The sequence below is a fragment of the Streptomyces griseorubiginosus genome (assembly GCF_001514195.1).
Taxonomy (GTDB): domain Bacteria; phylum Actinomycetota; class Actinomycetes; order Streptomycetales; family Streptomycetaceae; genus Streptomyces; species Streptomyces griseorubiginosus.
The window spans coordinates 108,909-132,606 of record NZ_KQ948750.1; the positions used below are offsets into that span (position 1 = coordinate 108,909).

16 protein-coding genes and 5 pseudogenes are annotated in these 23,698 nt (G+C 67.7%); 8 read left to right on the top strand and 13 right to left on the bottom strand.

The window, feature by feature from the left end; translation table 11 throughout:
- Window positions 1–15: 15 nt before the first annotated feature.
- A pseudogene (locus tag AQJ54_RS41570) lies at window positions 16–262 on the top strand (transposase); the annotation flags it as partial.
- Window positions 263–452: 190 nt separating this feature from the next.
- On the opposite strand, the gene AQJ54_RS41575 reads toward AQJ54_RS41570, so the two are convergent.
- From AQJ54_RS41575 to AQJ54_RS43080, 7 genes and pseudogenes are all read right to left on the bottom strand, one after another.
- Window positions 453–1,373, bottom strand: a complete 921-nt coding sequence (locus tag AQJ54_RS41575; protein ID WP_062246683.1) for an SDR family oxidoreductase — start codon at window positions 1,371–1,373, stop codon at window positions 453–455.
- A 215-nt stretch (window positions 1,374–1,588) separates the two neighbouring features.
- Window positions 1,589–2,955 (bottom strand): annotated as a pseudogene (locus AQJ54_RS41580) (aldehyde dehydrogenase family protein); the annotation flags it as partial.
- A gap of 430 nt (window positions 2,956–3,385) precedes the next feature.
- Entirely contained in the window at window positions 3,386–4,156 is a 771-nt protein-coding gene (locus tag AQJ54_RS41585; RefSeq protein WP_248845585.1) for an IclR family transcriptional regulator, read from the bottom strand.
- Window positions 4,149–4,991 carry a DUF8021 domain-containing protein gene (locus AQJ54_RS41590; RefSeq protein ID WP_062246685.1) on the bottom strand — a complete coding sequence of 281 codons (843 nt, stop codon included), beginning with the start codon at window positions 4,989–4,991 and terminating at the stop codon, window positions 4,149–4,151. The genes AQJ54_RS41585 and AQJ54_RS41590 overlap by 8 nt, the downstream gene beginning before the upstream one ends.
- Entirely contained in the window at window positions 4,991–6,235 is a 1,245-nt protein-coding gene (locus AQJ54_RS41595) for an acyl-CoA dehydrogenase family protein (RefSeq protein WP_062246687.1), read from the bottom strand. Before AQJ54_RS41595 ends, AQJ54_RS41590 begins: the two co-directional genes overlap by 1 nt.
- Before the next feature lie 180 nt (window positions 6,236–6,415).
- Window positions 6,416–7,525, bottom strand: a complete 1,110-nt coding sequence (locus AQJ54_RS41600; RefSeq protein WP_062019165.1) for an LLM class flavin-dependent oxidoreductase — start codon at window positions 7,523–7,525, stop codon at window positions 6,416–6,418.
- A gap of 47 nt (window positions 7,526–7,572) precedes the next feature.
- Window positions 7,573–9,186, bottom strand: a complete 1,614-nt coding sequence (locus tag AQJ54_RS43080) for an SDR family oxidoreductase (RefSeq protein ID WP_063806518.1) — start codon at window positions 9,184–9,186, stop codon at window positions 7,573–7,575.
- Between the two features lie 176 nt (window positions 9,187–9,362).
- On the opposite strand from AQJ54_RS43080, the gene AQJ54_RS41610 reads away from it, so the two are divergent.
- Window positions 9,363–9,860, top strand: a complete 498-nt coding sequence (locus tag AQJ54_RS41610; protein ID WP_062246689.1) for a flavin reductase family protein — start codon at window positions 9,363–9,365, stop codon at window positions 9,858–9,860.
- A 99-nt stretch (window positions 9,861–9,959) separates the two neighbouring features.
- Entirely contained in the window at window positions 9,960–10,889 is a 930-nt protein-coding gene (locus tag AQJ54_RS41615; RefSeq protein WP_062246691.1) for an alpha/beta hydrolase, read from the top strand.
- 187 nt (window positions 10,890–11,076) lie between these two features.
- Here AQJ54_RS41615 and AQJ54_RS47940 read toward each other — a convergent pair.
- Window positions 11,077–11,157: pseudogene (locus AQJ54_RS47940) on the bottom strand (IS5/IS1182 family transposase); the annotation flags it as partial.
- Here AQJ54_RS47940 and AQJ54_RS47290 point away from each other — a divergent pair.
- Window positions 11,137–11,527, top strand: a pseudogene (locus AQJ54_RS47290) (IS5/IS1182 family transposase); the annotation flags it as partial. The pseudogenes AQJ54_RS47940 and AQJ54_RS47290 overlap by 21 nt on opposite strands.
- Window positions 11,528–11,598: 71 nt before the next feature.
- Here AQJ54_RS47290 and AQJ54_RS41620 read toward each other — a convergent pair.
- Window positions 11,599–11,982 carry a hypothetical protein gene (locus AQJ54_RS41620; protein ID WP_062246693.1) on the bottom strand — a complete coding sequence of 128 codons (384 nt, stop codon included), beginning with the start codon at window positions 11,980–11,982 and terminating at the stop codon, window positions 11,599–11,601.
- A 124-nt stretch (window positions 11,983–12,106) separates the two neighbouring features.
- On the opposite strand from AQJ54_RS41620, the pseudogene AQJ54_RS41625 reads away from it, so the two are divergent.
- A pseudogene (locus AQJ54_RS41625) lies at window positions 12,107–12,484 on the top strand (transposase family protein); the annotation flags it as partial.
- 539 nt (window positions 12,485–13,023) lie between these two features.
- On the opposite strand, the gene AQJ54_RS41630 reads toward AQJ54_RS41625, so the two are convergent.
- From AQJ54_RS41630 to AQJ54_RS41645, 4 genes are all read right to left on the bottom strand, one after another.
- Window positions 13,024–14,484: a multicopper oxidase family protein gene (locus tag AQJ54_RS41630; protein WP_062246694.1), complete on the bottom strand. Its 1,461-nt coding sequence runs from the start codon at window positions 14,482–14,484 to the stop codon at window positions 13,024–13,026.
- A 1,095-nt stretch (window positions 14,485–15,579) separates the two neighbouring features.
- Window positions 15,580–17,115, bottom strand: a complete 1,536-nt coding sequence (locus tag AQJ54_RS41635) for a carotenoid oxygenase family protein (protein ID WP_248845586.1) — start codon at window positions 17,113–17,115, stop codon at window positions 15,580–15,582.
- Window positions 17,116–17,148: 33 nt separating this feature from the next.
- Entirely contained in the window at window positions 17,149–18,618 is a 1,470-nt protein-coding gene (locus AQJ54_RS41640; protein WP_062246696.1) for an aldehyde dehydrogenase family protein, read from the bottom strand.
- Window positions 18,619–18,811: 193 nt separating this feature from the next.
- On the bottom strand, window positions 18,812–20,443 hold the full coding sequence (locus AQJ54_RS41645; protein ID WP_062246698.1) for an MFS transporter: 1,632 nt from the start codon (window positions 20,441–20,443) through the stop codon (window positions 18,812–18,814).
- Window positions 20,444–20,664: 221 nt separating this feature from the next.
- On the opposite strand from AQJ54_RS41645, the gene AQJ54_RS41650 reads away from it, so the two are divergent.
- From AQJ54_RS41650 to AQJ54_RS41660, 3 genes are read left to right on the top strand one after another with little or no spacing between them, the layout of a single operon-like run.
- Entirely contained in the window at window positions 20,665–21,159 is a 495-nt protein-coding gene (locus AQJ54_RS41650; protein WP_062019172.1) for a VOC family protein, read from the top strand.
- A gap of 4 nt (window positions 21,160–21,163) precedes the next feature.
- The gene (locus tag AQJ54_RS41655) at window positions 21,164–22,840 is read left to right on the top strand and encodes a bifunctional 3-(3-hydroxy-phenyl)propionate/3-hydroxycinnamic acid hydroxylase (protein ID WP_062246701.1); all 1,677 of its coding nucleotides are present in this window, start codon (window positions 21,164–21,166) and stop codon (window positions 22,838–22,840) included.
- Window positions 22,837–23,679 carry a fumarylacetoacetate hydrolase family protein gene (locus AQJ54_RS41660; protein ID WP_062246703.1) on the top strand — a complete coding sequence of 281 codons (843 nt, stop codon included), beginning with the start codon at window positions 22,837–22,839 and terminating at the stop codon, window positions 23,677–23,679. The genes AQJ54_RS41655 and AQJ54_RS41660 overlap by 4 nt, the downstream gene beginning before the upstream one ends.
- Window positions 23,680–23,698 lie beyond the last annotated feature (19 nt).

Below are 23,698 nucleotides of genomic sequence, written 5' to 3' on the forward strand. Positions count from 1 at the left end.
GCCCAGGCCTGACACATGTCGCTGACCGGCGGCAACCGCAACGACGTCACCCAACTGCTGCCGCTGCTGGACAAGATCCCGGTCCGTGGCCGGCGTCGTCGGCCGGCCACGCAGAGGGCCCGACATTCTCTTCGCCGACCGCGGCCACGACGACAAGTACCGCCGGCTCCTGCGCCGGCGCGGCATCCCACCCGCGACCGCCGAACGCGGCCAGCCACACGGCACCAGCCTGGCCACCTTCGGCTGGCTCGTCGAGCGCACGGGCTTCTGATCTCGATCTTCTGGTCATGATGCGAGGATCGTCGTCCTCCTCAACCGCCAGCAGCCAGGGTGAGGACGTTCCGGATAACCACCATATGTGGCTCGACATAGACGGACGTCCCCGAATGGAATCATCTCGGATGACCCTTCGCGTGGTTGGGAGGTCAGTCGACCGCGTTGTTGAAGGCGCCTCATTCCGCCCTGTCCGAGCTGTCCGCGCCGTTCATCCGGTCGATCGCGACTCTGGCGGAATTCGTGCGCTCGCGGATCATGGCCTGGAATTCGAGGCGATCGCGGCCGACGTCCTGCCCGACTGGAAAGGCGGCCAGGAGTTCTTCGTAATTCTCGGCTACCTCTCCGCGGAACTCGCTGTGGCTCAGAATATGGCCCTTGTTGTTGAGGATGGCGTGTACGACCATATCGCCCATCTCCCGCGGATCCATGCCGGCAACCCCGGTCGGCCCACTGGCGCCGACAGGCTGGTCCGCCATCTTTCCGGTGCCGAACTGCGCCTGGCGGTTCTGCTCGGCCAGCAGCATGCGGGAGCGAGTCAGCCCCGGATAGAGCGTCGAGACCCCGATGCCGTGCGGCGCGAGCGAGAGGCGCAACGAGTCCCCCAACCCGCGGACCGCGTATTTGGACGCGGCGTAGATAAAATTGTCCGCCGCGGGAAGCAGGCCCGCCATCGAGGATGTCGAAACGATATGCCCGCCCTCGTTCTGGCGCAGCATGTGCGGCAGAAAGCTCATGATGCCATTGATCACACCGCCGAGGTTCACTCCGAGCACCCAGTCCCAGTCCTCGTAGCGCATCGCCTCGACGGTGGGTGCGGTGCCGACGCCGGCATTGTTGACGAGGATGTGTACGGCACCGAAGCGCTGGACGACCCGATCCGCCGCGTCGGCCATCGCTGGGCGATCAATGACGTCGACCTCCAAGAATTCGGTGGATGGTCCGTCACCGAGGACAGAGCGAGCCTCATCGAGGTGATCGGACCGCAAATCCGCTACGGCGACGCGGACGCCATGAGCGAGGAGGGCCTGAACGATCCCCAAGCCAATCCCACTCGCCCCACCGGTAACAAACGCCACTTTGTTCGTCAGATCTCTCATGTCGTCCTTCTTGTCGCCACGGCGTCGGAAGCAGCGCCAACTCTTGACCCGCCGCTCGCGATCGCAAAACTGGCAGGGGCTTCACAGATCACAGGTCGGGCTCATGGGCCAACGTACGGTGGCCGAGTAGGGAAGCAGCGGCCTTCCGGCCGAGCCCGCAGCAGTCCCTCCTGGACGGACACCGCGGGTGCAGGATGTCCCTTGCACCTCGTGGGGATGTCACCGCGGACCGTGACCCACTGCTGTTCCGTGAAGGCCTCCAAGTTCGCGGCGGCACCACCGTGCCGGGATCCATTGCCGGAGTCGCCACGGCCACCGAAAGGACAGCCCGTACTCCGTATCGGCGGCGAGCTTGGACACCTCGTCCAGGTCGTGGAACCGCACCACTGGAGCGACCGGGCCGGAAATCTCCTCCGCGTGGGCGCGAGCCGTGAGCGGCACGTCTGCCAGGACGGTGGGCCGGTACATCAGTCCCTCGTAAGTCCCGCCGGTCACGAGCCGCGCGCCCACCGCGAAGGAGTCCGTGACGACAGCATGTGCTGCCTCAAGCTGTCGTTGGTCGATCATCGGTCCCACAGCGACGTCGCCTCCGGCCGGGTTGCCCACCACCGCGACGTCGCCTCCGGCCGGGGCGCCCACCACCGCGGCTTGCGCACGCTGCGCAAGGAGCTCGACGTACTCGTCGGCGACCCCGGCGTGAACCAGGTGTCGGCTGGAGGCCATACAGATCTGGCCGGCGTGGTGGAACGAGCCGAACGCGCCGACGGACGCGGCCGTTTCCAGGTCGACGTCGTCGAGAACGATCAACGCGGAGTTACCCCCGAACTCCAGGTGCGTCCGCTTGAGCCGCTTCGCCGCCGCAGCGGCGATGGCCTTGCCGGCGCGGGTGGAGCCCGTGAAAGCGATGACCGGTACCTGCGGGTGATCCACCAGCGCTGCGCCCACATCGGCGCCACCGGGCAGCACGTGCAGGAGTCCGTCAGGCAGGCCCGCTTCTTCGAAGACACCAGCGATCGCCACGCCACCGCAGATCGCCGTGCGCGGGCCCGGTTTCAGCACAACCGCGTTTCCGAGGGCCAACGCCGACGCCACGGCGCGCATGGCGAGCAGCATGGGAGCGTTGAACGGGGCAATGACGCCGACGACGCCGACCGGGAAGCGGCGCGAGATGGACAATCGCTCGTCAAGGGAACGGAGGACTTCGCCGTACGGCGCCGCAGCCAGGGCGGCTGCCTCGTAGCACTCCTCGGCGCCTCCGTTCGAAGACTGGAACTCCGCGAACGGCCGCAGTGCTCCCGGCTCCCGCACGATCCTGTCCGCGATCTCTGCCTGGTTCTCCTCGAAGGCTCGGGCCGCGCGCCGCAGCACCTGCGCCCTCTCGATGTACGGCAGCGCCGCCCGACTCCGTTGAGCCTCCGTCACCCGCTCCACCGCCCGCGCGAGGTCGTCCGGCGTCGCCGCGCCTACCCTGCCCAACGTGTCCCCCGTGGCGGGCTCACAGGAGTCGTACGAATCACCCGAACTCTTGGTCCAGCCTCCGGAGGAGATCCTCCGTCCAATCCGTGGAGTCGAGCAGTGCCATGATGTCTTCCTCACTTCATCTCGAGTCGAGCTACCCCGTGACGCGGCCATACAGGAGGTGCCGCTCGAGCACCGCAATGATCGCGTCGACTCGGACGGCTGACGTATGAGGCATCGCGGCGGCTGAAGTCCTCCATGTCGATCTCTTCGAAGCCCAAGACGAACGCGCCCCCTCACAGGAGTACCTGCGGGCGTGTGTACCGGATGCGACCAGTCGGACAAGGGGGCCCCTTCGCCCATCGGAATGGCGATGGTGTTCTCGGCCTTGCGTGCCTGCGGATCGAGCGGCAGGGGGCAAATGGCTGTGCAGGGCGTCGAAGTATCGGTCGGTCGGCGACAATGCGGGCCGCCGCCTCCGGGCCGATCACGTGGACGTTCTTCATGCCTTGTCCTCCACTTCACCCGCACAGAAAGGGCCACCGGGAACCGGATCATTCCGGTGCATCCTTGCGCGCCTGCAGTGCGATCTCTTTCGCTGCGACCGCGAGCAGCGCGGCCGACTTTTCGATGGCTGCCGCGTTGTCGGGCCCGCTGGCGAGGGCAACGGTCAGGCTGCCCGCGATGCCGTGCCCGTCCTGCTTCAGGGGAATCGACACGTGCAGGACGCCCGGGTCGGGATCATCCACACCGACGGCGTAGCCGAGCCCGCGAACCGCCCGCATGCGCCGCTTGAAGGCAAGCCACTCGGCGTCACCTGAGTCGACCCGCTGGTAGATCGACCGAACGGTCCGCACCTCAAGAAAGGAGAGGAGGGCCAGCCCGGGAGCTCCCCGGAACAGCGGGGCCAGACGCCCCCTGCCGAACGCGCCCTCCGGGAACGGCTCAGCGCTGATCCGATGCTCGTGCGTCGTCATGACGGAATCGCGATAGATGCGACTCAAAAAGATCAGGCCCTGTTCAGCGTACTCCGCTGCCATCTTCACCACGGCAGGCTCCGCGGCGCGGATCAGTGGGTCGGAAAGGCGCAGTTGCCGTTCGTAGTGGATGATGCCCGGCCCGAGCAGGTAGCGACCCGGCCTGATGCTGAAGATCAGTCCAACCGCCGCCAGGCTCCGAAAATACCTGTAGACGGTGCTCTCGGACTGGCCCATCGCCACGCACGCCTGCTCCACCGTCCACTCCGGCTGCTCAGGGGTGAACAAGTCCATCACCGACAGCATCCGGTCCGAACTTGTCCCGCTTCGCTGCGTTTCCTCAGCCACTGCCGCTCTCTCCATCCTGCCGCCACCAACCCGAGGAGGCCTTCAAGGGAAGGATCTCCCGGATCTCGTCGATGATCCGAATCTCGCCGTCCACCACCTTGAAAACTCCCAGCATGTACATGGCTCCGGCGTCGGGCCGCGGATGGTCCGGGATGGGGTGAAAGTCGACCACCACGAAGCTCGCTGCCACGCCCAACTCTGTGTCGAGCACCGGAAATCGGCGCTCACGTGCGAGCGGGCGCGCCGCACGGGTGTCGTTGAGCGCGGACGCACAACTGTGAACCTTCGCGTCGGGCGACAGGAGCGTACGCAAGGTATTGGTCGTCTTCGCGCCGTTGTCGAACTTGTCGCAACGATAGTTGAAACGCGGAATCATCCCATCACTCTGCTCCAATCCCTCCCAGTATGAATTGGCCGCCGCACGCAGTCCCTCTCGGTCGACGCGGCGGTCCGCCGGAACTACCGCTGAATAAATGATGTCGGGCTTCAGAAGGTGGGAGGCGTCGGCGAAATGCCCATGGGAATCGGAACTGACGATCGCTTCGGCTTCGAGGATCAGCTGTCCGCGCATCTGAATACGTTGCGCGAAAGGCTGGGGCCGGCCACCTTCGAATGTCACCACGCCCATGCAGACCGCCTGGCCGGTGAGGGGATCGGCGAAGCTGTTGATCCCTCCGAATTGCGGCGCCCGACGCCACAGTCCGTGGCCGATCTCCACGAGCGCACCGTTCTCGGTGCCGCGGAAGTCAGTATGGAATCCGAGCGCTTCCGGTGCGCCACTGGACAGCGCGGACAGATAGTCAGCGAGAAGGCCGGTCAGGTCACTTGAGTCCATCACGATATCCCTACAGGTGAGTGAGCGAAATGAACGCGACCATAGTTGATCGCAGCGCTGTCGGACTGATGCGCGAGATGGCCGCGCAGCACGCCGACATTGCGCCAGTACCGGCCCAGCAGCGCATCCTTCCTCGCCGCCGAAGAGCCCACCGTGCGGAACATGATGTCGACTGCCTCGTGCGCGAGATGGACGCTTTGCAGCATCACCATCGTCAGGCGCCGGCTGTCGTCCTCCGAACATGGTTGGCCTGTCGTGAGCGTTCGTTCCGCGATCTCCATGTAGTCGGCCGCGGTTTGCAGCAGCGCGGCTCGCGCCGTATCGACCAGGGCACGGCAACGTCCGAAGTTGAACTGGTACTCGGCCAGATCGGCCCGTGCGGCCCCGGCCGGGCCGGTCGCCTTCCGCGCCCGGAAGGTCTCCTCGTAGACATCGAGTGCGCCTTCTGCGGCACCGACGATCACTGCGACGGACTCGGTGATGATGAAGGGCCGAGCGGGGCCGTAGAAGAGCGAGCTGTCGTGGTAGGCCTCGGCAGGGGGCATCGCCGCTGTCTGCGGGTACGACTTGGTCCGGTGCGCCGGCACGAAGACCTCGTTCATCACGACACGGTCGGAACCGGTGCCCTGCATACCGATCACGTCCCAGTTCCGCACGATCTCGTAGTCGGCGCGTTCGAACAGCCCCATCCGCAAGGGCGACTCACCCGACCGAGGGCCGTCGACCTGGAACGCCAGCAGGATGTGGGTGGCGTGAGCGCACCCGGATGCGTAGTCCCACGCACCGCTCACCCGAAAGCCTCCCGGCACCGCCACACCGGTCCCCTGCGGGGCGGCCACCTCCGGCGCTCGGAAATCGCCGAGGGCGCCGTACGCCTCCCGCTGGCCGTCCAGGGGGAAAGTAGCGAGCTGATGCACGTGTCCCGACACGATGGAGAGCACCCAGGCAGTTTCCGGACAGCCCCGCGCCACCGCCGTGACCAGGCGGACGAAGGTCGGCAAGTCGAAGCCGTAGCCACCGAACAGACGCGGCTGGATCACACGGTAGAAGCCCGCCTCCACCATGTCCCGGTTGGTCTCCGCCAGGACGTTTCCCGCCGCCTCCGTCTCCGCCTGGCGATCGCGAAGATGCCCGAGCATCTCCTCGGCACGCAGGATCAGTGCCCCTGCGGACAGATCGGGCTCCGGAGGCGCAATCGAAATGAAGGGTGCCGTGCGCTGCTGCGCGCGCATCGGAGCGGTCATGACGTGCCTCTCCTTGTTGAATGACTGCGGCGAAAAGCCGCGGATCACCAGCGAATGCTGCGGTGTGGGCACACTTGGCCCGGCAACGACTGTTCGGGCGACGGGCGGCAGTCGCGAGCCCAACCTGACAGCACGAGGCGTCACGGTACGACCGCCTCGCAGGCTGCCCCAGGCGAGCGATCAGGAGGTCTGAAGCTCGCGCGACCGGCCGTCGAGAGTGCCCTCGCAGGGCCAGCTCTTGACCTCCGGAAGGCACTTGTCCGCGAACAGACGCATGTTCCGCTCGGCCTCCGCGCGCGGCATGCCGCCGAAGTGGAAGTGCGGGAAGAATCCCTGCAGGTTCAGGTCCGCGTTGATCCGCTCGAGCGCTTCGATCACCTCGGTCGGGTTCCCGGCCGGCATCACCTTTGCCGTGTTCTCGGCCATCTCCTCGATCTTCTCGGGCGAGATCCGCATCTTCGCGTAGAACTCGTTGCCCTTGGTCGTGCCGAAGCTCTCCTCGGCCATGCCGTAGTTCTTCACTGCGGCGCGGAAGTTCACCCGGTGGTACTTGATGGACATCTCCTTGGCGCGATCGCTGCTCTCGTCGACGAAGATGGTGCCCGACAACATCGGCGCGGGGGCCGAGCGTCGCGCACCGTGCGTCTCTCCCCACACCTGGTGGTAGGTGTCGACGTCGACACCGAGATTGGCGCGCGGCTCCGGGTTGATGATCATGACGCCCATGCCCAGTTCGGCAACGGTCCGAACCGATTCCGGCGAGCCGGCCGATCCGAATATGCGTCCCTCGAAGCTTCTGAACGGCCGCGGACGCAGCTCGCGGCGAGGCTGCTTCGTGAACTCACCGCCTTCGATGACACCCGTCTCGAGCGCGGTGATGATCAACTCGGCGTGCTCTCGATACAGTTGACGGGTCTGGTTGATGTCGACCCGCAGGCCGTCGTACTCCATCTTCCCGAGACCACGGCCGAAGCCGAGCAACAGCCGGCCCTCCGTGACGTTGTCGAGCCACAGCGCCTGCTCGGCGACGCGCACCGGGTCGTTCCACGGCAATACCACGACCTGCGTTCCGAGCTTCACTTGCCTGGTCCTGCCCGCGAGATAGGCGAGCGACTGCAACGGCGAGGGAGAGATGGAGTAGTTGGAGAAGTGATGCTCCGTCACCCAGATGGATTCGAAGCCAAGGTCCTCCGCCTCGATCGCCATGTCGAGGTCTTCCTTCAGGAACTGCCTGTCGTCGACCTCGTTTCCGCTCTGGTGCTGAAACCCGGTCGCGATACCTACATGCATCATTCGCTCCTTCTGGTTTTTCGACCTGCGTTGCCAGGCGCCGAGCTTCAGGACGGGTCGGGTGCCTTCATGTCTTCCGCCTCCAGGCGGTAGACCTCCCCCATCGGGCCGAGCGGGGGCAGAGCCACGTCCGACGGGGTCCGGGCGAGAGCCTCCAGCCACGGATCGAAGACACTCGCTACTCGCTCATCGGTCGCCGACGAGGGGAGGGCGTAGAGCGGCCCGTCACGCAGTGCGTCATGGATTCGCTTCGCAAGAACCGCTTCTTCCTCGCCCTCGTGAGTGAGGACGAGTGTCACGGCCGACCTCCTGGCGAGGAGTTCCGCCCGGAGCCCCTCGATGAGCCCGACCAGGCTGCGGCCGAGCACCGAGTCCGCGCATCTGGCACTGTCGGCAAAGAGTGCGGTCGTCGGCAGAACGACCGCGATGCCTCCGCCGCCGGAGGACGCGATACGACCGGGAACGAGACCTCGGATGATGGTGAAACATCGCCGAAGGACCTGATGCACTTGCGCCGTCCAGTCGACCGAACGTGAGCCCCCGGGGCTCTGCGGAGCGATGGCAAGGACCAGCGGCGCAGCGTCCGACGGGTCTCCCAGCCGCTCCGGCTCCTTCATCACTGTGTCGACCACCTTCATGTCGAGCACGTCCACCTGGCAGCCCAGGGCCGTGAGAGCGCGCCCCGCACGCGTCTCCCCCACGGGTTCAGCCAGAACGATCCGGCCTGGCCGGAGAGTCTTCCGCACAGGAGCGGTGAGCCGGGCCGCCCGCATGAGCGCATCGCGTCGCATCGTGACGACCGGTGCGATGCCGCCGTCGGTGAACACCATCGGCGCGTCTTCGTCGATCGCATCGAGGACTCGCTTGCCGACGTCGCGAGGGTCGGCGCCTTTCGACAGCATCTCCCGAGCCGCCTGCTGCGCCTTGGCGCGCTCGATGTCGTCACCCCGCAGGCCGCTGTCGCGATACGCCGCGGGACGCATCGTCTCGTGGTCGTGAATGTTCGTGTTCACCCCAGCCGGGCAGAGCGTCGTCACCCCGATGCCCTCCGCCGACAACTCCGTGCGCAGGCAGTCCATCACCGCGATCACGCCGAACTTCGCCGTGGAGTAGACGCCGCCGTCGCTCGCCACCATGAGCCCGCCGGCGGAGGAGGTCGCCACGACATGACCGCCCGCGCCTCGTGCGCGCATGAGGGGCAGCACTGTCTCCAACCCATGGGTGACCCCTTCCAGGTTGACTCCCATCAGCCACTCCCAGTCGGCCGGCCTGCTGCGCAGGATCGTCCCCAGAACACCGATGCCGGCGTTCAGGCAGAGGACGTCGACGGCGCCGAAACGGTCGCCGGTCGCCTCGACGGCATCGAGCCAGGCATGTCTGTCGGTGACGTCCAGCCGACGCGGCATCAGCCGGCTTCCGTGGCGGCGCAGGTGGTCCTGGGCGTGAGCGAGGTGGTCGTCCCGCACATCGGCCATGACCACGTTCATCCCTCGGTCGAGGAAAGCTTCGGCGATGCCGAGGCCGATGCCGCTGGCACCGCCGGTGACGATCGCCGTGTTGCCCGGCATCGCCGCGGAGTGGGGGCGGTTGTCCGCACTCCGAAGTTGCTTGCCCCTCGGGTCTTCGCCCGCGCCGACCCGGCGTCGCACCTCGTCGTCCATGTCGTGGACGCTACCACGAAGCGACAAGTATTGCCTCATGGTGAAAATCTATGTATGTTTTGGCTGGCCGGAGTGAGGTGCATCAGGGTCAGATGCCCCAAAAAGGAACATCGCCGGGAAGCCACAAGCCCGCGCTTCGGCTCACACGAGCCGACTCCGAGAATGAGGACGAAGCGATGACGATGAACCCGGCGGACTTCCGAGCCGCCATGAGTCACCACCCGACGGCCGTCTGCGTGATCACGACCACCACCAGCGAAGGCAAGGCGGTCGGGATGACCGTCGGCACCTTCACCTCGGTGTCCCTCGATCCACCGCTGGTCGGGTTCTTTCCGGACAAGAAGTCCACGAGTTGGCCGCGCATCGCCCAGACAGGCCGGTTCTGCGTCAACCTGCTGGCCGAGAACCAGGAGGAGGTCTGCCGCACATTCGCCAGGCAAGGACCCGACAAGTTCACGGATGTCGTGCACCGCTTCTCCGAGCATGGCCTGCCCTTGGTGGACGGGGCGGTCGCCCACATCGAGTGTTCGATCCACAGCGTGGCCGAGGCCGGCGACCACTTCCTGGTACTCGGCGAAGTGGACGCCATGACGATCGGCCGGTCCGCGTCGCCGCTCATATTCCACAAGGGCACCTACGCACAAGTCGCCCCCACCGCGCACCAAGTCGCTTGAGCCATCGCCCCGACACGCAGCGGTTCTCTGACAACGAGGTGCTACAACGCGCGCCCGCGTCGGCCCTGCAGAGCCGGGAGCACCATGAAATGAGGACACGTGCCGCAGTTTCGAGCAGACGCCTTCGGCCCTGGCGCCGTTGCCGAGGATGTGGCCGCGTTCAACGCGGCCATGGCCCGGCAGTTCGGCGATCCTCCGGACATCTGGGACGTCGGCATCGATCAAGCACGCAGCGGCGGCTTCATGCCGTTGCCACCGCCGTCACCCCGTGCGTTCGACATCCAGATCGCCGACCACCTGTCTCTTCACGTGGTCCCGAACGCTCGTCCCCGGGCCGTGCTGCTGCACATCCACGGCGGCGGCTTCGTACTCGGCGGCGCGGCGCACCAGGACGTCCTCCTGGAGAGGATGGCGGATGCGGTCGTGGCGACATGCGTCAGTGTCGAATACCGGCTGGCACCCGAAAATCCGTACCCGGCGGCGTGGGACGACTGTGCAGAAGCCGCTCAGTGGCTACTGAAGCACGCAGGGGAGCGATTCGGAGCCGAGACCCTCCTCATCGTCGGCGAGTCCGCGGGCGCGTTGCTGGCTGTGGCGACCCTTCAGCGCCTGCGCGACCGTGGCCTGGCGGAGCGTTTCCGCGGGGCAGCACTCAGTTTCGGGGTCTACGACTCGACGATGACACCGAGCCAGACTCGCGCACGCACAGGAACTCTGAAGGCCGCCAGTATCGCGAAAATCGTCGATGCCTATGCTCCCGACGTCTCGCTACGTCGCGACGCGGACCTGTCACCGCTGTACGGCGACCTCAGCGAGATGCCGCCCGCGCTGTTCACCGTGGGCACGCTCGATGCCATGCTCGACGATTCGATGTTCATGTACTGCCGCTGGCTCGCGGCCGGCGGCCGTGCCGAAATCGCGCTCTACCCAGGAGCGGACCACGCTTTCACCGAGACCGCGCATCCCTCGGCACGTGAGGCAAATGCCCGTATCGATCGATTCCTGGCGTCGTGCATCGAGCCGCACTGACCGCCGGCATCCTGGCTCGCTTTCCTGCTCATCCGCCATCTCACCTCTCGCACCGACTCGCAACGGCTAACACAATGAGGTGGCCTAGCAGTGATGTCCATGCCTGTACGGCGAGTTGAGCGTTGTCCGATGCGTGGGGGCATCACCGCGGATCGTGTCGGATGAGCTGTGGGAGCGGATCGAGCCGCTGCTGCCAGACCCCGGCCTCGTTCCAGTCCCACAGCCGACGCCAGCACGTCATGCCTGAACCGAACCCGAGCTCCTTGGGCGGCTGCACGAGGTCCTGCTCGCCGAGCTGAACGCGGAACGGAAGCTGGACTGGTCCCGCTGCGTGGTTGATTCCTCGCAGGTACCGGCGGGAACCGCAACGATGTCACCCACCCGCTGCCTCTGCTGGACGCCCCCCCCCCCGCCCGTCCGCGGTCGGGGCGGCCGGCCCCGTCGCCGAGCGGTCACGCTCTACGCCGGCCGCGGCTACGACCACGACTGCTACCGCAAACAGGTCCGCGCCCGCGGCATCGTGCCCGCCATCGCACGGCGTGGAGCACGGCTCCAGCTTGGGTGTCTACCGGTATGTGGTCGAGCGGACCGTTGCCTGGCTTCACGGCTTCCGCCGACTGCACGTGCGATGGGAACGATGAGCGGACACGCACGAGGCATTCCTGAAACGGAACTGCTCGTCACGGTGAACCGGTGATGCCGACCTGCGTCAGCCGAAGACGAGGTCGACGTCCTTCTCGACGCAAAGCTGCAGGACAATCGCCAACTGGCGTGCGTGGTCGATGTGTTGCTGGAGGAACGGGGCGACGCTTCCCTCGTGGCACTGGTCGGCGAGCTCCTGGAGGCGGGGCAGGATCGCGGCGCACTGGATCGGTGTCAGTTCGGGTCCGTCGTCGTCAGGGTGATCGAGGAGTGGCGCCAAGGCGGTGGTGACGTCGCTCCAGGGGCGCGATCCACCGAAGCCGCGCATCTCGTCCAGTGTGAAGCCCTCGGCCCGCGCCAACCACTCCCGGAACACTCCGAAGCCGGTGTAGGACCAGGACACGTCCGGGCTGCTGGTGTCGTCGTCTCCGGGGAACAGAACGAGCCCCATGTTTCCTCCTCGTTGACCGAGCACACAGGATCGGTCTTGGGAAGGGCCACAGCAACTGAAATGATGCCGTCGCAGCTGGTGTGATCACTGCTCGGAACCGTCCTGGACAGCCCCGTTCACCGGGCTGAGCCCGCGCCAGCTCGGCTGGCTGATCACCACGTTGCGGCATAAAGGTGCGGATCCGCTGCGCAAGGCGAGGCAGTGAAGGCTGGCGTTTGAGGACCGGGTACTGCTGGTCGCCGCGAGCTGTCGCACCAGCCTCACGCTGCGCCAACTCGCCACGAGGTAGGGGGTGTCGAAGTCCGCGGCCAACCGCGTCATCGACGACCTCGGCCCTGCGCTCGCGCTACAGCAGCGCCAGCGGTTCCGCCCGGCCACCGTACTGATCGTGGACGAGATCCTGGTCCCCACCCGCAGCCACACCCTCGCCGATCAGTCGAAGATTGGCCGGTACTCCACCAACCACCACGTCGTCATCGACGCCGACACGCGGCTCGCCGTCGCCTGACTGCACAACCTCGCCCTCGCCGGATGACCAACCAGCCAGCTCAGCAGGCATGCTCCAAACCAGATACGGGACAGCCCTTGGACGACGCCTCAGGAACTCCACGAGTGCCTGCTCCGTGTCCCGCTCGGCGTGCGCCGGAACGTCAAGCGTCGCGGCAACCGCTTCAACCACTTGAGTCGGCCCGATCACCGAGGCGCTGCCCGAACCAAGCCTCGTCGCGGAACACCCGGCGTGCCGCTGCGAGCCACCTGAACCGGTAGCCGGGTCTTTCCGACCCTGCCCGTACCAGTCAGAGCGACCGGTCGGAAAGGCCGCAGGCGGCTTGCGCGGCAGGCCCTCGGACATCGCCTGCCAACGGGCAGGCCTTGCTCTGAGGTCGGCGGCCACCGCTTCATCTTCCGTTCGCACACCTTCCGATGATCGCCGGTGGCCGCACCTGTCTTCCCACAAGGAAGGTCACATCTGCGGCTGGGTACCGAGCGGGATGTCAAGGCGTGTGTCCGCCTGTCGAAGCCCTGACGCACCGGTCGGCGCTAACCGGCAGCGACGACGTTCACGTAGCCCATCATTCCGTTGTCCTCGTGTCCGGTGATGTGGCAGTGGAACATCCACATACCGGTGAAGTCCGTGAAGCGGATCCGGATCACCACCTTGCCTGCTACTCCATTGACCGCGTGGGGAACGGTCACGGTGTCCAGGTAGTCGGCGGGAGGCTGGGCGCGGCCGTTCACACTGAGGACCTGGAAGGGCGCGATATGGAGATGGAACGGATGATCGTGCTTACTCGTGTTGGTGAGCGTCCATTCTTCGACCGTTCCGAGTCTGGCCGGCTTCTTGAAAGTCGGATTCTTCATGTCGAACAACTTGCCGTTGATCCAGAAGTTGTTGCCGCCGTCGTCGCTCAGGGCCACCCTTCGGGATTGGGCGATGGGCTTCCTGGACAGATCGGGTTCGGAACCGGGAAGCGGCCCAGCAACCTGGGGCGAGGTGGCCATGCCCGACGGAGCCCCGGCGGCAGCCGATCCCGCGCCCCCACCGCCCTGTTGGACATTGACCTTCATGAGGGTGGTGTTGGGGTAGGAGTCTCCGTCGCCCTCCGGTCCGGTCGTGTGGGCGAGGGTCCTGAGCCAGGTCGATCCGGTGGCTCCGGCAGTCACCAGGACGTCGAAGCGTCCGCCGGGCGGAATCAGGAGGTGTTTCACCCGAGCCGGCGCTGCCGAGGGATTCCCGTCCTGGCCGACGACTGTGAAGCTGCCGCCGTCGAGCTGAAGATCATAGAAGATGGCGTAACCTTCGTTCGCTATCCGCCACAACTGGGTCTCGCCGGCTTTCACGTTCAGCGTGGGTCGGTACTGGCCGTTGACCAGGCGAACCGTCGGTGATGCGGGCTCCAGGACCCCGTCCGGGTAGACGATCGAGCTGGATCCGCTGATCTGGGCGTCCTTGAGCGCCAAGGTATGAGCGGTGATCCCCCGGTAGGCCTTCGGCAACGATGCGCGACTGTCCCCGACAATGATCGTTCCCGACAGCCCCGCCCCGATCTGGCTCTCGGTTCCATCACAGCGAGCGTTCGCTGAGGCGGCGGACATGTCCATGCCCGGCATCGACCCGCCGTTCATGGAGCACATTTCATGGTCGTGGTACCAGTACGTCCCGGGTACCTGGTTCGCGGGAACGTCGAGATGGTAGGTCAGAATATGACCAGGCTGAGCGGACAGCATGATGTTGTCCGCGCTTCCCTTCGGAGACAGGTGCATCCCGTGGAAGTGCAAGTTGGTCGCCGTGCCCAGCTTGTTGGTCAGTTTCAAGGTGACGCGCTGGCCGGGAACCACGTGAAGGGTCGGTCCGACAAGGCTTCCGTTGTAGGTCTCCGCGAGCACCTTCTTGCCCGAGATCATCACCTCCTTCTGGACCGTCGTCAGCTCGACCGTCAGATCCTTGGGAGTTGCCTTGTTGAGTTCGGGCGGTTCGACCAGTGCGGCGCCGGGCACCATGCCGGCCGCCTGCTTTTGGGTAGTCGGAAGTGGCTTTCCAGCAGCCGCCGATTTGGGCTTTCTTCCACTGGCCGCCGAGTTCGGGTGTGCGTCCCCGTAACCTGCGAGCCAGGAAAGCAGGAAAGCGACTCCGACAACGAGGACTCCGAGAAGGGCCATGGGCGATCGACGTAGCGCCCGTCGCCTCCGTCCTCCGCCCTTCACCACGCCCGCTCCCCACCCTGGGTGCTCCACTCGTGCGCAAGCGACTGCATGACCGCGCCCCTCCTTGGCTCGATTCCATGACGGCCCTGGAGACTTCCTGAAGAACCCTGAGGTTTTGATGAGGCGAGCGGGCGCCGCCCACGGCGCGGTTGTGACGCACAGCCGCGTGCGCGTAGTGGTGGCCAGGGATGAACCGGTGGGGCTCCACCGGGACTTGATCCGAGCCGGGCTGTGACACCATGCCTCGGCAGCGGGTCGGCCTTCAGGCGCATCGGGCCTGATTGCCTGCTCTCGCACTGACGGCGCCCCTGGCGGCCGGTACCGCGGCCGGGCAACGGTGCACTCGGGCGTGCGGCACCACCAGCACACCACGCTCCCGCGCCGGACGAGGCGAGTCACGCGACGAACCCGGTGCGACCGGCGTCAGCGCTGCGGGAGGCAAGGGCGGCAGAGCTCACCGAATGCTCAGGTTTCCCCTGTGATGATCGTTCGTGTCGGCCGCAGCGCCTTCCGGTTCGCCCCTGACGGAGAGTCGCGCCGCCGACTCTGTCGGTCCGAAGCCGTCGGCGGTGGTGGGCCGATGAGTGGCGGTGCCTTCCGCTGAGACGTCCCCGGGTCATCGGCGAGGCACCGCCACCCCGCCCTGCGGTTCGACGTGCGCTGGGAGACCCGCCGCTGGTGGAGTGGTCCAACGCCGACGACTGGGTTCAGCGGTCACGACAGGAGACCAACGGAGCCTGTGAGCGATTCAGGTCTCTGCCGAAGCGCGGCGAAGGCCCGGCCGTCAACGAGGCCGGGGACCTCCCGCCGCCGAAGAGGCTCTTCGACCCGATGCTGCCGTCCGGCGACTCCGCGGAGTACGTGCACCGGACGAGGTTCGACGCAACGCCGCTACCTGTCGTCGCCCTTCGCCGCGATGGCGCGGTCCAGAACGTCGTGTTCGGCCCAGCTTCCGTGGAAGCCGAACGGCACCCGGCTGGGGAGCTTGACCCGGGCCAGCGGGGTGCGGCGCAGGTCGGCCGCGTCATGGACGAGGAGTTCGCTCAGGTCGGTGGCGCGGTTCCACCACAGGGAGAGCAGGTAGCCGTCGTCCTCGCCGCGGGCGTTCTCGCGGGCCACGAAGACCGGTTCGCTCGGGCTGGTCAGGCCGTCGGGTCCTTCGACGACGGTGGTGCGGTCGAGAAGGTAGTCGTGACGGGCGAGGCCGTCGGACATGGTGTCGTCGGCCAGGCCGCGCGTGGTGACGAAGTAGCCGTAGCGGTGCGCCCGACCTGTGTAGGCGTCGTTGATCTTGGGGAACTCGCCGAAGACACCGCTGATCCTCTCCTCCGTGGCCCGGCCGGTCGCCAGGTCGACCCGCCAGCGGTAGGGCAGGGCAGGCGGGAACCACTCGTGGGAGTCCACGGGCGTGGAGAGACGGTCGACCGGGTTGCCGAGGCGGCTGATCCGGTGCCCGTCGACGATCAGCTCACCGTCCTGCTCGTAGGCGTTGTAGAAGTGGGTGTTGGCCCAGTGCCCGCCGAGCTCGTGCCAGGTGATCTCATGGGTGTGGCGGTTCATCAGGACGATCTGGACGCCATGTTCGAGGGAGTTCTCGTCCCAGACGACGCCGGGCCTGCTCTGGGCCACCAGGTCGAGGCGGAACTGGGCGGGCGTGACAAAGAAGATCGCGTACGTCTCGCTCACCGCGAAGTCGTGCATGAGGACCGGCACACCTATGTCGAAGGAGTGCGAGTCCTTGATCTCGGCGGTCTTCACGTCGGCGCGGTACCAGGTGATGGTGGGTCCGACCGCGGCGAAGAACAGCATGTCGCCGGTGTCCGGGTCGGTCTTGTAGTGACCGGTGCACAGGATGTCGACGCCGCCGTGGAAGTCGTACGTGCCGAGGGTGTGCAGCGTCTCGGGGTCCAGTGCGTGCGGCAGTCCGCCGTCGAAGTAGACGAGCAGATGGTCGTCGAAGAGGCCGGCGTTGATGTTGGCCACGTTCTTGGCACGTGGGGCGCCGTCGGGCAGCCGACCCGGGGTGCCGCCGTTGACGAAGCCGCTGTAGATCGCCTCCCCGGCCTCCACCTCGACCCTCATCGAGTCGGTCTGGACCCAGCGGGTGCGGTAGGCGGCCCTGCCCTCGCGCAGGTAGACACCGCACACCATGCCGTCGCCCTCCCACCAGTGGTAGCGGTCGGTGTTGCGGGGCTGGAAGCGGGGGTTGGAGGAGACGCGGAACAGGGCACCCGCGAGGTCGGACGGTATCTCGCCGTCCACCTCCAGGTCGTACGCCTCGTTCTCCTCCGTCCAGGGTGCGAAGGGGCCGTTGAGGAACCTGTTGCCGGTGTGCCAGTCGGCTCCGGCGCCGACGGGGACGGTGTTCTCTCCGGTCCCCCGCGGGACGACGGTCATGGGGTTCGCGGGCATGGGGTTCGCGGGCATGGGGCTCTCCGTGCGGGTTGTGTGCCGGGGCGGTCAGAACGGGTAGCGCGGGAGTTCGCCGCGTACGGTGACCCACTGCTGTTCGGTGAAGGCCTCGAGGTTGGCGGCGGCGCCGCCGTGACGGGCGCCGGTGCCGGAGTCGCCGACGCCGCCGAAGGGGATGTTCGCTTCGTCGTTGACCGTCTGGTCGTTGATGTGGACCAGTCCGGTGGGCACGCGCTCGGCCAGGGCGAGGCCCTTCGCGACGTCCCGGGTGAGGATGCCGAGGGACAGTCCGTACTCGGTGCCGGCGGCGAGCTTGGCCGCCTCGTCCAGGTCCTGGAAGGGGACGACGGGCGCGACCGGGCCGAAGATCTCCTCGGCGTAGGCGGGCGCGGTTAGCGGTACGCCGGAGAGCACGGTGGGTCGGTAGAACAGGCCCTCGTACGTGCCACCCGCGGCGAGCCGGGCGCCGGCCTCGACCGTGTCCGTGACGATGCGGTGGACGTTGTCGCGCTGACCGCTGTCGATGAGCGGTCCGACGGCGACGTTCTCGGTGGCCGGGTCGCCCACCCTGAGCGCGTCGGCGTGCTGGGCGAGCAGGGCGGTGTAGTCGTCGGCGACCGACGCGTGGACGAGGTGACGGCTGCTGGCCATGCAGATCTGGCCGGCGTGCACGAAGGACCCCCAGGCGCCCACCGAGGCGGCCTGCTCCAGGTCGACGTCGTCCATCACGACGAGCGCGGAGTTCCCGCCCAGTTCCAGGTGGACCCGCTTGAGGTGCCGGGCCGCGGCGATACCGATGGCGCGTCCAGCCCGGGTGGAGCCGGTGAAGGCGATGACGGGGATCTGCGGGTGTTCGACGACAGCTGCCCCGACGTCCGCCCCGCCGGGCAGGACATGCAGCAGACCGGCGGGCAGGCCCGCCTCTTCGAAGGCCCGGGCGAAGACGACACCGCCGCTGATCGCGGTGCGGGGGTCCGGCTTGAGGACTACCGCGTTGCCGAGGGCGAGGGCCGGGGCCACGGCCCGCATGGCCAGGATGATCGGCACGTTGAAGGGGGCGATGACGCCGACGACCCCGACCGGGACGCGGCGGGAGAAGGACAGCCGCTCCTGCCCGGAGCGCAGCAACTCGCCGTACGGGGCCCCGGCGAGGGCGGCGGCCTCGTGGCACTCCTCCGCACCGCCGCTGCTGACCTGCAGGGCGGCGAACGGCCGGATCGCACCGGACTCCCGTACCAGCCAGGTCTCGATCTCCTGCTGGTGTTCCTCGAAGAGACGCGCTGCTCGGCGCAGGACAGCGGCACGGTCGGAGTACGGCCGCGCGGCCCACTCCCGCTGGGCCCGCACCGCCTGCTCCACCGCCTTGTCCACGTCGGCGGGCGTGGCGGAGCCGACGCGGCCCAACGTCTTTCCGGTGGCGGGCTCGACGGCCTCGTACCCCTCGCCGGTGCCGCTGATCCACTCACCCGAGCCCGAGAAGATGCGGCCTTCCCAGGTGCTGCTGTCCAAGAACGTCATGGTGTCCCGATCCGGTAGTGCGTCGTGACGCGAAGATTATGTGTGGTGTCGCGAAGGTGGCGAGGTGGCGGCTTTCCGGCCTCGATTCCCGGTTTCACGCCCTGGCTGACCCAGCAAGGGCCTTGTCTCCGAGCCGGCCCCTGGTCTGCGAGGCTCGCTCCAGGCCGAGCGCGGAGTCGGCCGGTAAGGCGGGTCAGTGGCTGGGCAGCGCCTTGGCCGGGGCCGCCGAGTCGGTGTCCTGCGGCGGGGTGGACAGGCCGACCGCCTCCCTGCCGTCCGAGCTGCCGGGCGCATTCGCGGTTGTGGTGTGCCGCAGGGCGAGTACGGCGATGAGTGCGGCGAGCAGGCTGGCACCGGCGCAGAGATAGAGGCTGAGGTCGAGGCCTGTCTCCAGGGTTTCGCGGGCCAGGGGGGCAAGCGTGCGCGACAGCTCGCCGAGATCGGCGTTGGCGACCGCAAGCGCGCCGCCCTCCGCGTTGACTCCCTTGGCCACGCCCACGGCCTCGGCAGGAAGCTTCGCGGCGCCGAGCTTCGCAGCGAGGGCGCTGCTCGCCGTACCGAGGGCGACGGCGCTGACGATCGCGGGGCCCAGAGCCTGCCCGGTCTCGCGGACGAGGCTGGTGACCGCGCTGGCCATGCCGGCGTGGCGGATGTCCACGGTGCCGACCGCGACGGCCGTCAGCGCGGAGAACATCGTGATGAAGCCGACCCCCAGCAGCAGGATCGGTCCGGCCATCGCCGCCAGATCCGTGGCGTCACCCGGCAGCAGCGCCATCCAGACCTCACCGGTGGCGAGGGACAGCAGACCGCCGACGAGCAAAACCCGGGGGTGCACCCGCTGAAGCAGTCTCGGCAGGACGGGTGTGAGCAGCAGCGGGATCGCCTGGATGAGGGCGAAGGGCAGGGCGGCGTTCAGTGGGGAGAGGTGGTGCACGGCCTCCAGCTTGATGCTCAGCGCGTACGCGGTGCCGATGAAGCCGAACATGGCGAGCAGTCCGATGGCGGCAGCCGCGGCGAAGGAGGGGTTCCGGAAGAGCTCCAGCCGCAGCATCGGCGTCCGCGACCTGCGCTCCGCGATGAAGAAGCCCACCAGGGCGGCCAGGGACAGCACGAAAGCAAGCACGATGTGCGGAGCGGTGTAGCCGTCGACGGCGCCCTCGATGACGGCGTAGAGCAGTGCCAGCAGGGCGACGGCGATCGTGACCTGGCCCGGCCAGTCGAGTCCGCGCCCGGCCGGCTCGCGGGAATCGGTGATCCAGCGGAGGGTGACGGCGGCGGTCACCAGGCCGAGCACCGTCAGAGGTACGAAGGCCCAGTGCCAGTCGGTGTGCTCGGCGATGAACCCACTGATCAGCGGCGCCATCATGGCGCCGAAAGCCAGGCTGACGGCCCAGTACGACAGGGCCCGCGCGCGGGCGGCGGGCTCCGGGGTGCCCGCGACGATCACGGCCAGCGACGAGGGGAAGATCGCCGCGGCGCCGAGTCCGGCGACCGCCTGGCCGGCGATGAGCTGGGTCAGTGTGCCTGATGTCGCGACGACCAGGGAGCCGGCCGCGATCAGGAGTCCTCCGAGAACGAGCAGACGCTTGCGCCCGAAGAGGTCACCGAGAACACCGAAGTTCAGCTCCAGGATGGCCGTCGGGAGGATGAACGCGGCCGGGATCCAGGCGAGGGCGGCGGCGGACGCCCCCAGATCCCGCTGGATCTCTCCGATGATCGGGGACGAGAGCGGGATGCCGATCTGGGCCACGCAGATGGCCAGGCAGGCGGCGATCAAGGTGCCGAGGCCCAGCGAGGGCGGGTCCTCCGCAGCGGAATGGTTCATGAGGGTTTCTCCAGTAGCGGCTTGAGCGGTTCCCGGTGACTCGACAGCGCCCGACCGCTGTCCCGTATACCCGGACGCTTGTATCGTCAGACAGGACGTTGCACCCCAAGCGCTCGTCGAGTCAAGAGGTCCGACTCGCCGAGATTCACCGTTGACGTCGACACAGTCAGCGACCTAGCGTCTCATTAGACAAAACATCAGTCCTGCAAAAGGAGACAAGCATGACGATCACTGGACTCGGCCACACCGGCTTCTGGGTCGACGACCTGGAGAAGATGCGCGACTTCTACTCGCGCGTCATGGGCCTGACCGTCACCGACGAGGACCCGGAGCAGGGCATCGTGTTCTTCTCCGCGCGTCCCGAGGACGAGCACCACGAATTCGTCCTCCAGCAGGGCCGCACCGCCCCTGCCGGCTCCAAGCTCACCCACCAGGTGTCATGGCGTGTGGACTCCCTGGAGTCGATCATCGACTTCCACCACCGGTTCCGCGCCGAGGGCATCGAGGTCCAGCAGGAAGTCACCCACGGCAACGCGATAGGGATCTACTTCTTCGATCCCGAGGGCAACCGCAACGAGGTCTACCTCCGCATCGACCGCGACGTACGCCAGCCCTTCCGGAAGACGATCGACCTCGACCTGCCCCCCGAGGAGATCTTCGCCGAGGCCGAACGGCTGCTGACCGAGGGCGGACCGGCCTACCAGCCGGTCCAGTAGTCCCGTGCCCACGACATCCGAGACACCACCGGTCCTGGTCGTCGGCGCCGGACCGACCGGGCTGACGGCAGCCCATCTGCTCGGCTCGCGGGGCATACGGGTGCTGCTGGTCGAACGCAACACCACCACGAGCAACGACGCCAAGGCGATCAGCCTCGACGACGAGACCCTGCGCACCCTGCAATCGGCCGGCGCCCTGGACGAGGCGGTCTACCCGATCCTGGTGCCGGGCACCGGGACGAGATACTTCGGCGTGGGCGGGCGGCCGCTCGTGCACGCCCGGGGAACTGGCGACCAGCGCCTGGGACATCCGTTCAAGAACCCCTTCGCCCAGCCCGACCTGGAACGGGTGCTGTGCACACAGCTGCGCCGCCTGCCCGGCGTCGACGTCCGTTTCGGCACCCGGCTGACCGACCTCGCCCAGCACCCCGACAGGGTGCGCGTGTCCCTGCGAACAGGCGGCGAGGACGGGCCGGTCGAGGAGTTGGACGTCTCGTACGTCCTCGGCTGCGACGGCGGCCGCAGTACTGTGCGCGACCTGCTGTCCGTGCCCATGCAGGGCCGCAGCTTCCCTGACGTGTGGCTGGTGGCCGACACCCTTGAGGACACGCACGACCAGCGTTACGGCATGCACCACGGCGACCCCGACCGACCTGGCGTCATCGTCCCGGGCCAGGACGGGCGTTGCCGCTACGAGTTCCGCCTCAAGCCGGGCGAGTGCGAGGCCGGTACCTCTCCCCCGTTCGCTCTCGTGCGCGAACTCCTGCGGCCCCACCGGGAGATCACGCCCGACCAGATCGAGCGCGCGGTCGCCTACAGCTTCCACGCGTTGCTGGCCGACCGGCTGCGCGAGGGCCGCTGCTTCCTGCTCGGCGACGCCGCGCACATGATGCCGCCGTTCGCCGGCCAGGGCCTCAACTCAGGGGTGAGGGACGCGGCCAACCTGTGCTGGAAGATCTCCGAGGTGTTGGCGGGCCGGGCCGGTGACGCGCTGCTCGACACCTACGACAGCGAGCGGCGCCCGCACGCCCGGGCCGTGATCGACCTCTCCGTGCGGCTGGGCCGGATCGTCATGACCACCAGCCGACCGCGTGCCCTGCTGCGCGACGCGCTGGTGCGCACCGCCATGCACATCCCGCCGGCTCGCCGCTACCTCACCGAGATGCGCTACCGACCCGACACCCGGCTACGGGCGGGGGCCGTCCTCCCGACGGACGGCGCGGGCAGCGGACTGGTCGGCACGATGCTGCCGCAGCCACGGGTGCTGCACGGACCGCACCACCGCCCCGCACGGCTCGACGACATCCTCGGACAGGGCTGGAGCCTGCTGGGCATCGGCGTGGACGACACCGACTGGGCAACCGTCGCCCGGGCCGACATCCCCGAGGCCACCGCAGTGGATGTCTTCCTGGACGACCGCACACCGCGTGACCGGGCCGGCCGAACGGGGATCGCCGACGCCGACGGCAGGCTCGACGCCCTCCTCGCCGGACTGACCGGATCCTTCGTCCTCGTACGTCCCGACCGGTTCGTGGCAGCCGTGTTCACCCCCGATCGGGCCCAGTACGTCGGCGTGACGCTGCGGCGCTTCGCACGCCCCCGCCCCACCACGGGCACCACCACCGCCCCCTCCGATCCCGCCCCAGAGATCCCGTACGACACCCCAGGAGTACCCCGATGAGACTGAGCACCGTCCGTATCACCGACGACCGCGTGACCTCGGCCGCCCGACAGGAAGGCGACGAACTCGTCCTGCTCCCCTACGCCGACGTGGGCGCGCTGCTCGCAACCGGCGACGACTGGCACGAGCGCGCGGCCTCCGCCGACGGCGAGCGCCTGTCCCTGGCCGAGTCGTCGCTCGCCCCACTGGTCCCCCACCCGAACAAGATCGTCTGCCTGGGCCTCAACTACGCCACCCACATCAAGGAGATGGGCCGCCCCACCCCCACGCATCCCACCCTCTTCGCGAAGTACGACGGCTCCCTGATCGGCGCCCACGACGACATCCACACGCCGCCGGTCAGCGACGATCTCGACTGGGAAGCCGAGTTGGCAGTCGTCGTCGGACGCCCCGGCCGTCACGTACCGCGCGAGAAGGCCCTGGAGTACGTCGCCGGCTACACGGTCGCCAACGACGTCACCGTGCGGGACTGGCAGCACCGTACCCGTGAGTTCCTCTCCGGCAAGACCTTCGAGGCCACCACCCCGGTCGGACCCGCTCTGGTCACCGCCGACGAACTCCCGCCCGGCGCCTCGGGGTTGGACATCTCCTGCAGCGTCGACGGGCACACCATGCAGAAGTCCAACACCGCGGACCTGCTCTTCGACGTGGCCGAGACCGTCGCGTACATCAGCACCATCATCACGATCCTGCCCGGCGACCTGATCCTCACCGGCACCCCGGGCGGCGTGGGCGCCGGGCGCGACCCGAAGGTCTTCCTTCGCCCCGGCCAGGAACTGATCACCACGGTGGAAGGCATCGGGGAACTCCGCAACACCGTCATCAAGGACCAGCTGTGAACCCTGACCACGGGACAAC

What these genes read in the sequence shown, in the direction of transcription:
- AQJ54_RS41650 (WP_062019172.1), top strand. Translation starts at nt 20,665, where the DNA reads ATGACGATCACTGGACTCGGCCACACCGGCTTCTGGGTCGACGACCTG.
- AQJ54_RS41620 (WP_062246693.1), bottom strand. Translation starts at nt 11,982, where the DNA reads ATGGGGCTCGTTCTGTTCCCCGGAGACGACGACACCAGCAGCCCGGAC.
- AQJ54_RS41640 (WP_062246696.1), bottom strand. Translation starts at nt 18,618, where the DNA reads ATGACGTTCTTGGACAGCAGCACCTGGGAAGGCCGCATCTTCTCGGGC.
- AQJ54_RS41590 (WP_062246685.1), bottom strand. Translation starts at nt 4,991, where the DNA reads ATGGACTCAAGTGACCTGACCGGCCTTCTCGCTGACTATCTGTCCGCG.
- AQJ54_RS41630 (WP_062246694.1), bottom strand. Translation starts at nt 14,484, where the DNA reads ATGGTGCCCGGCGCCGCACTGGTCGAACCGCCCGAACTCAACAAGGCA.
- AQJ54_RS41575 (WP_062246683.1), bottom strand. Translation starts at nt 1,373, where the DNA reads ATGAGAGATCTGACGAACAAAGTGGCGTTTGTTACCGGTGGGGCGAGT.
- AQJ54_RS41600 (WP_062019165.1), bottom strand. Translation starts at nt 7,525, where the DNA reads ATGCATGTAGGTATCGCGACCGGGTTTCAGCACCAGAGCGGAAACGAG.
- AQJ54_RS41660 (WP_062246703.1), top strand. Translation starts at nt 22,837, where the DNA reads ATGAGACTGAGCACCGTCCGTATCACCGACGACCGCGTGACCTCGGCC.
- AQJ54_RS41610 (WP_062246689.1), top strand. Translation starts at nt 9,363, where the DNA reads ATGACGATGAACCCGGCGGACTTCCGAGCCGCCATGAGTCACCACCCG.
- AQJ54_RS41645 (WP_062246698.1), bottom strand. Translation starts at nt 20,443, where the DNA reads ATGAACCATTCCGCTGCGGAGGACCCGCCCTCGCTGGGCCTCGGCACC.
- AQJ54_RS43080 (WP_063806518.1), bottom strand. Translation starts at nt 9,186, where the DNA reads ATGGACGACGAGGTGCGACGCCGGGTCGGCGCGGGCGAAGACCCGAGG.
- AQJ54_RS41635 (WP_248845586.1), bottom strand. Translation starts at nt 17,115, where the DNA reads ATGCCCGCGAACCCCATGCCCGCGAACCCCATGACCGTCGTCCCGCGG.
- AQJ54_RS41595 (WP_062246687.1), bottom strand. Translation starts at nt 6,235, where the DNA reads ATGACCGCTCCGATGCGCGCGCAGCAGCGCACGGCACCCTTCATTTCG.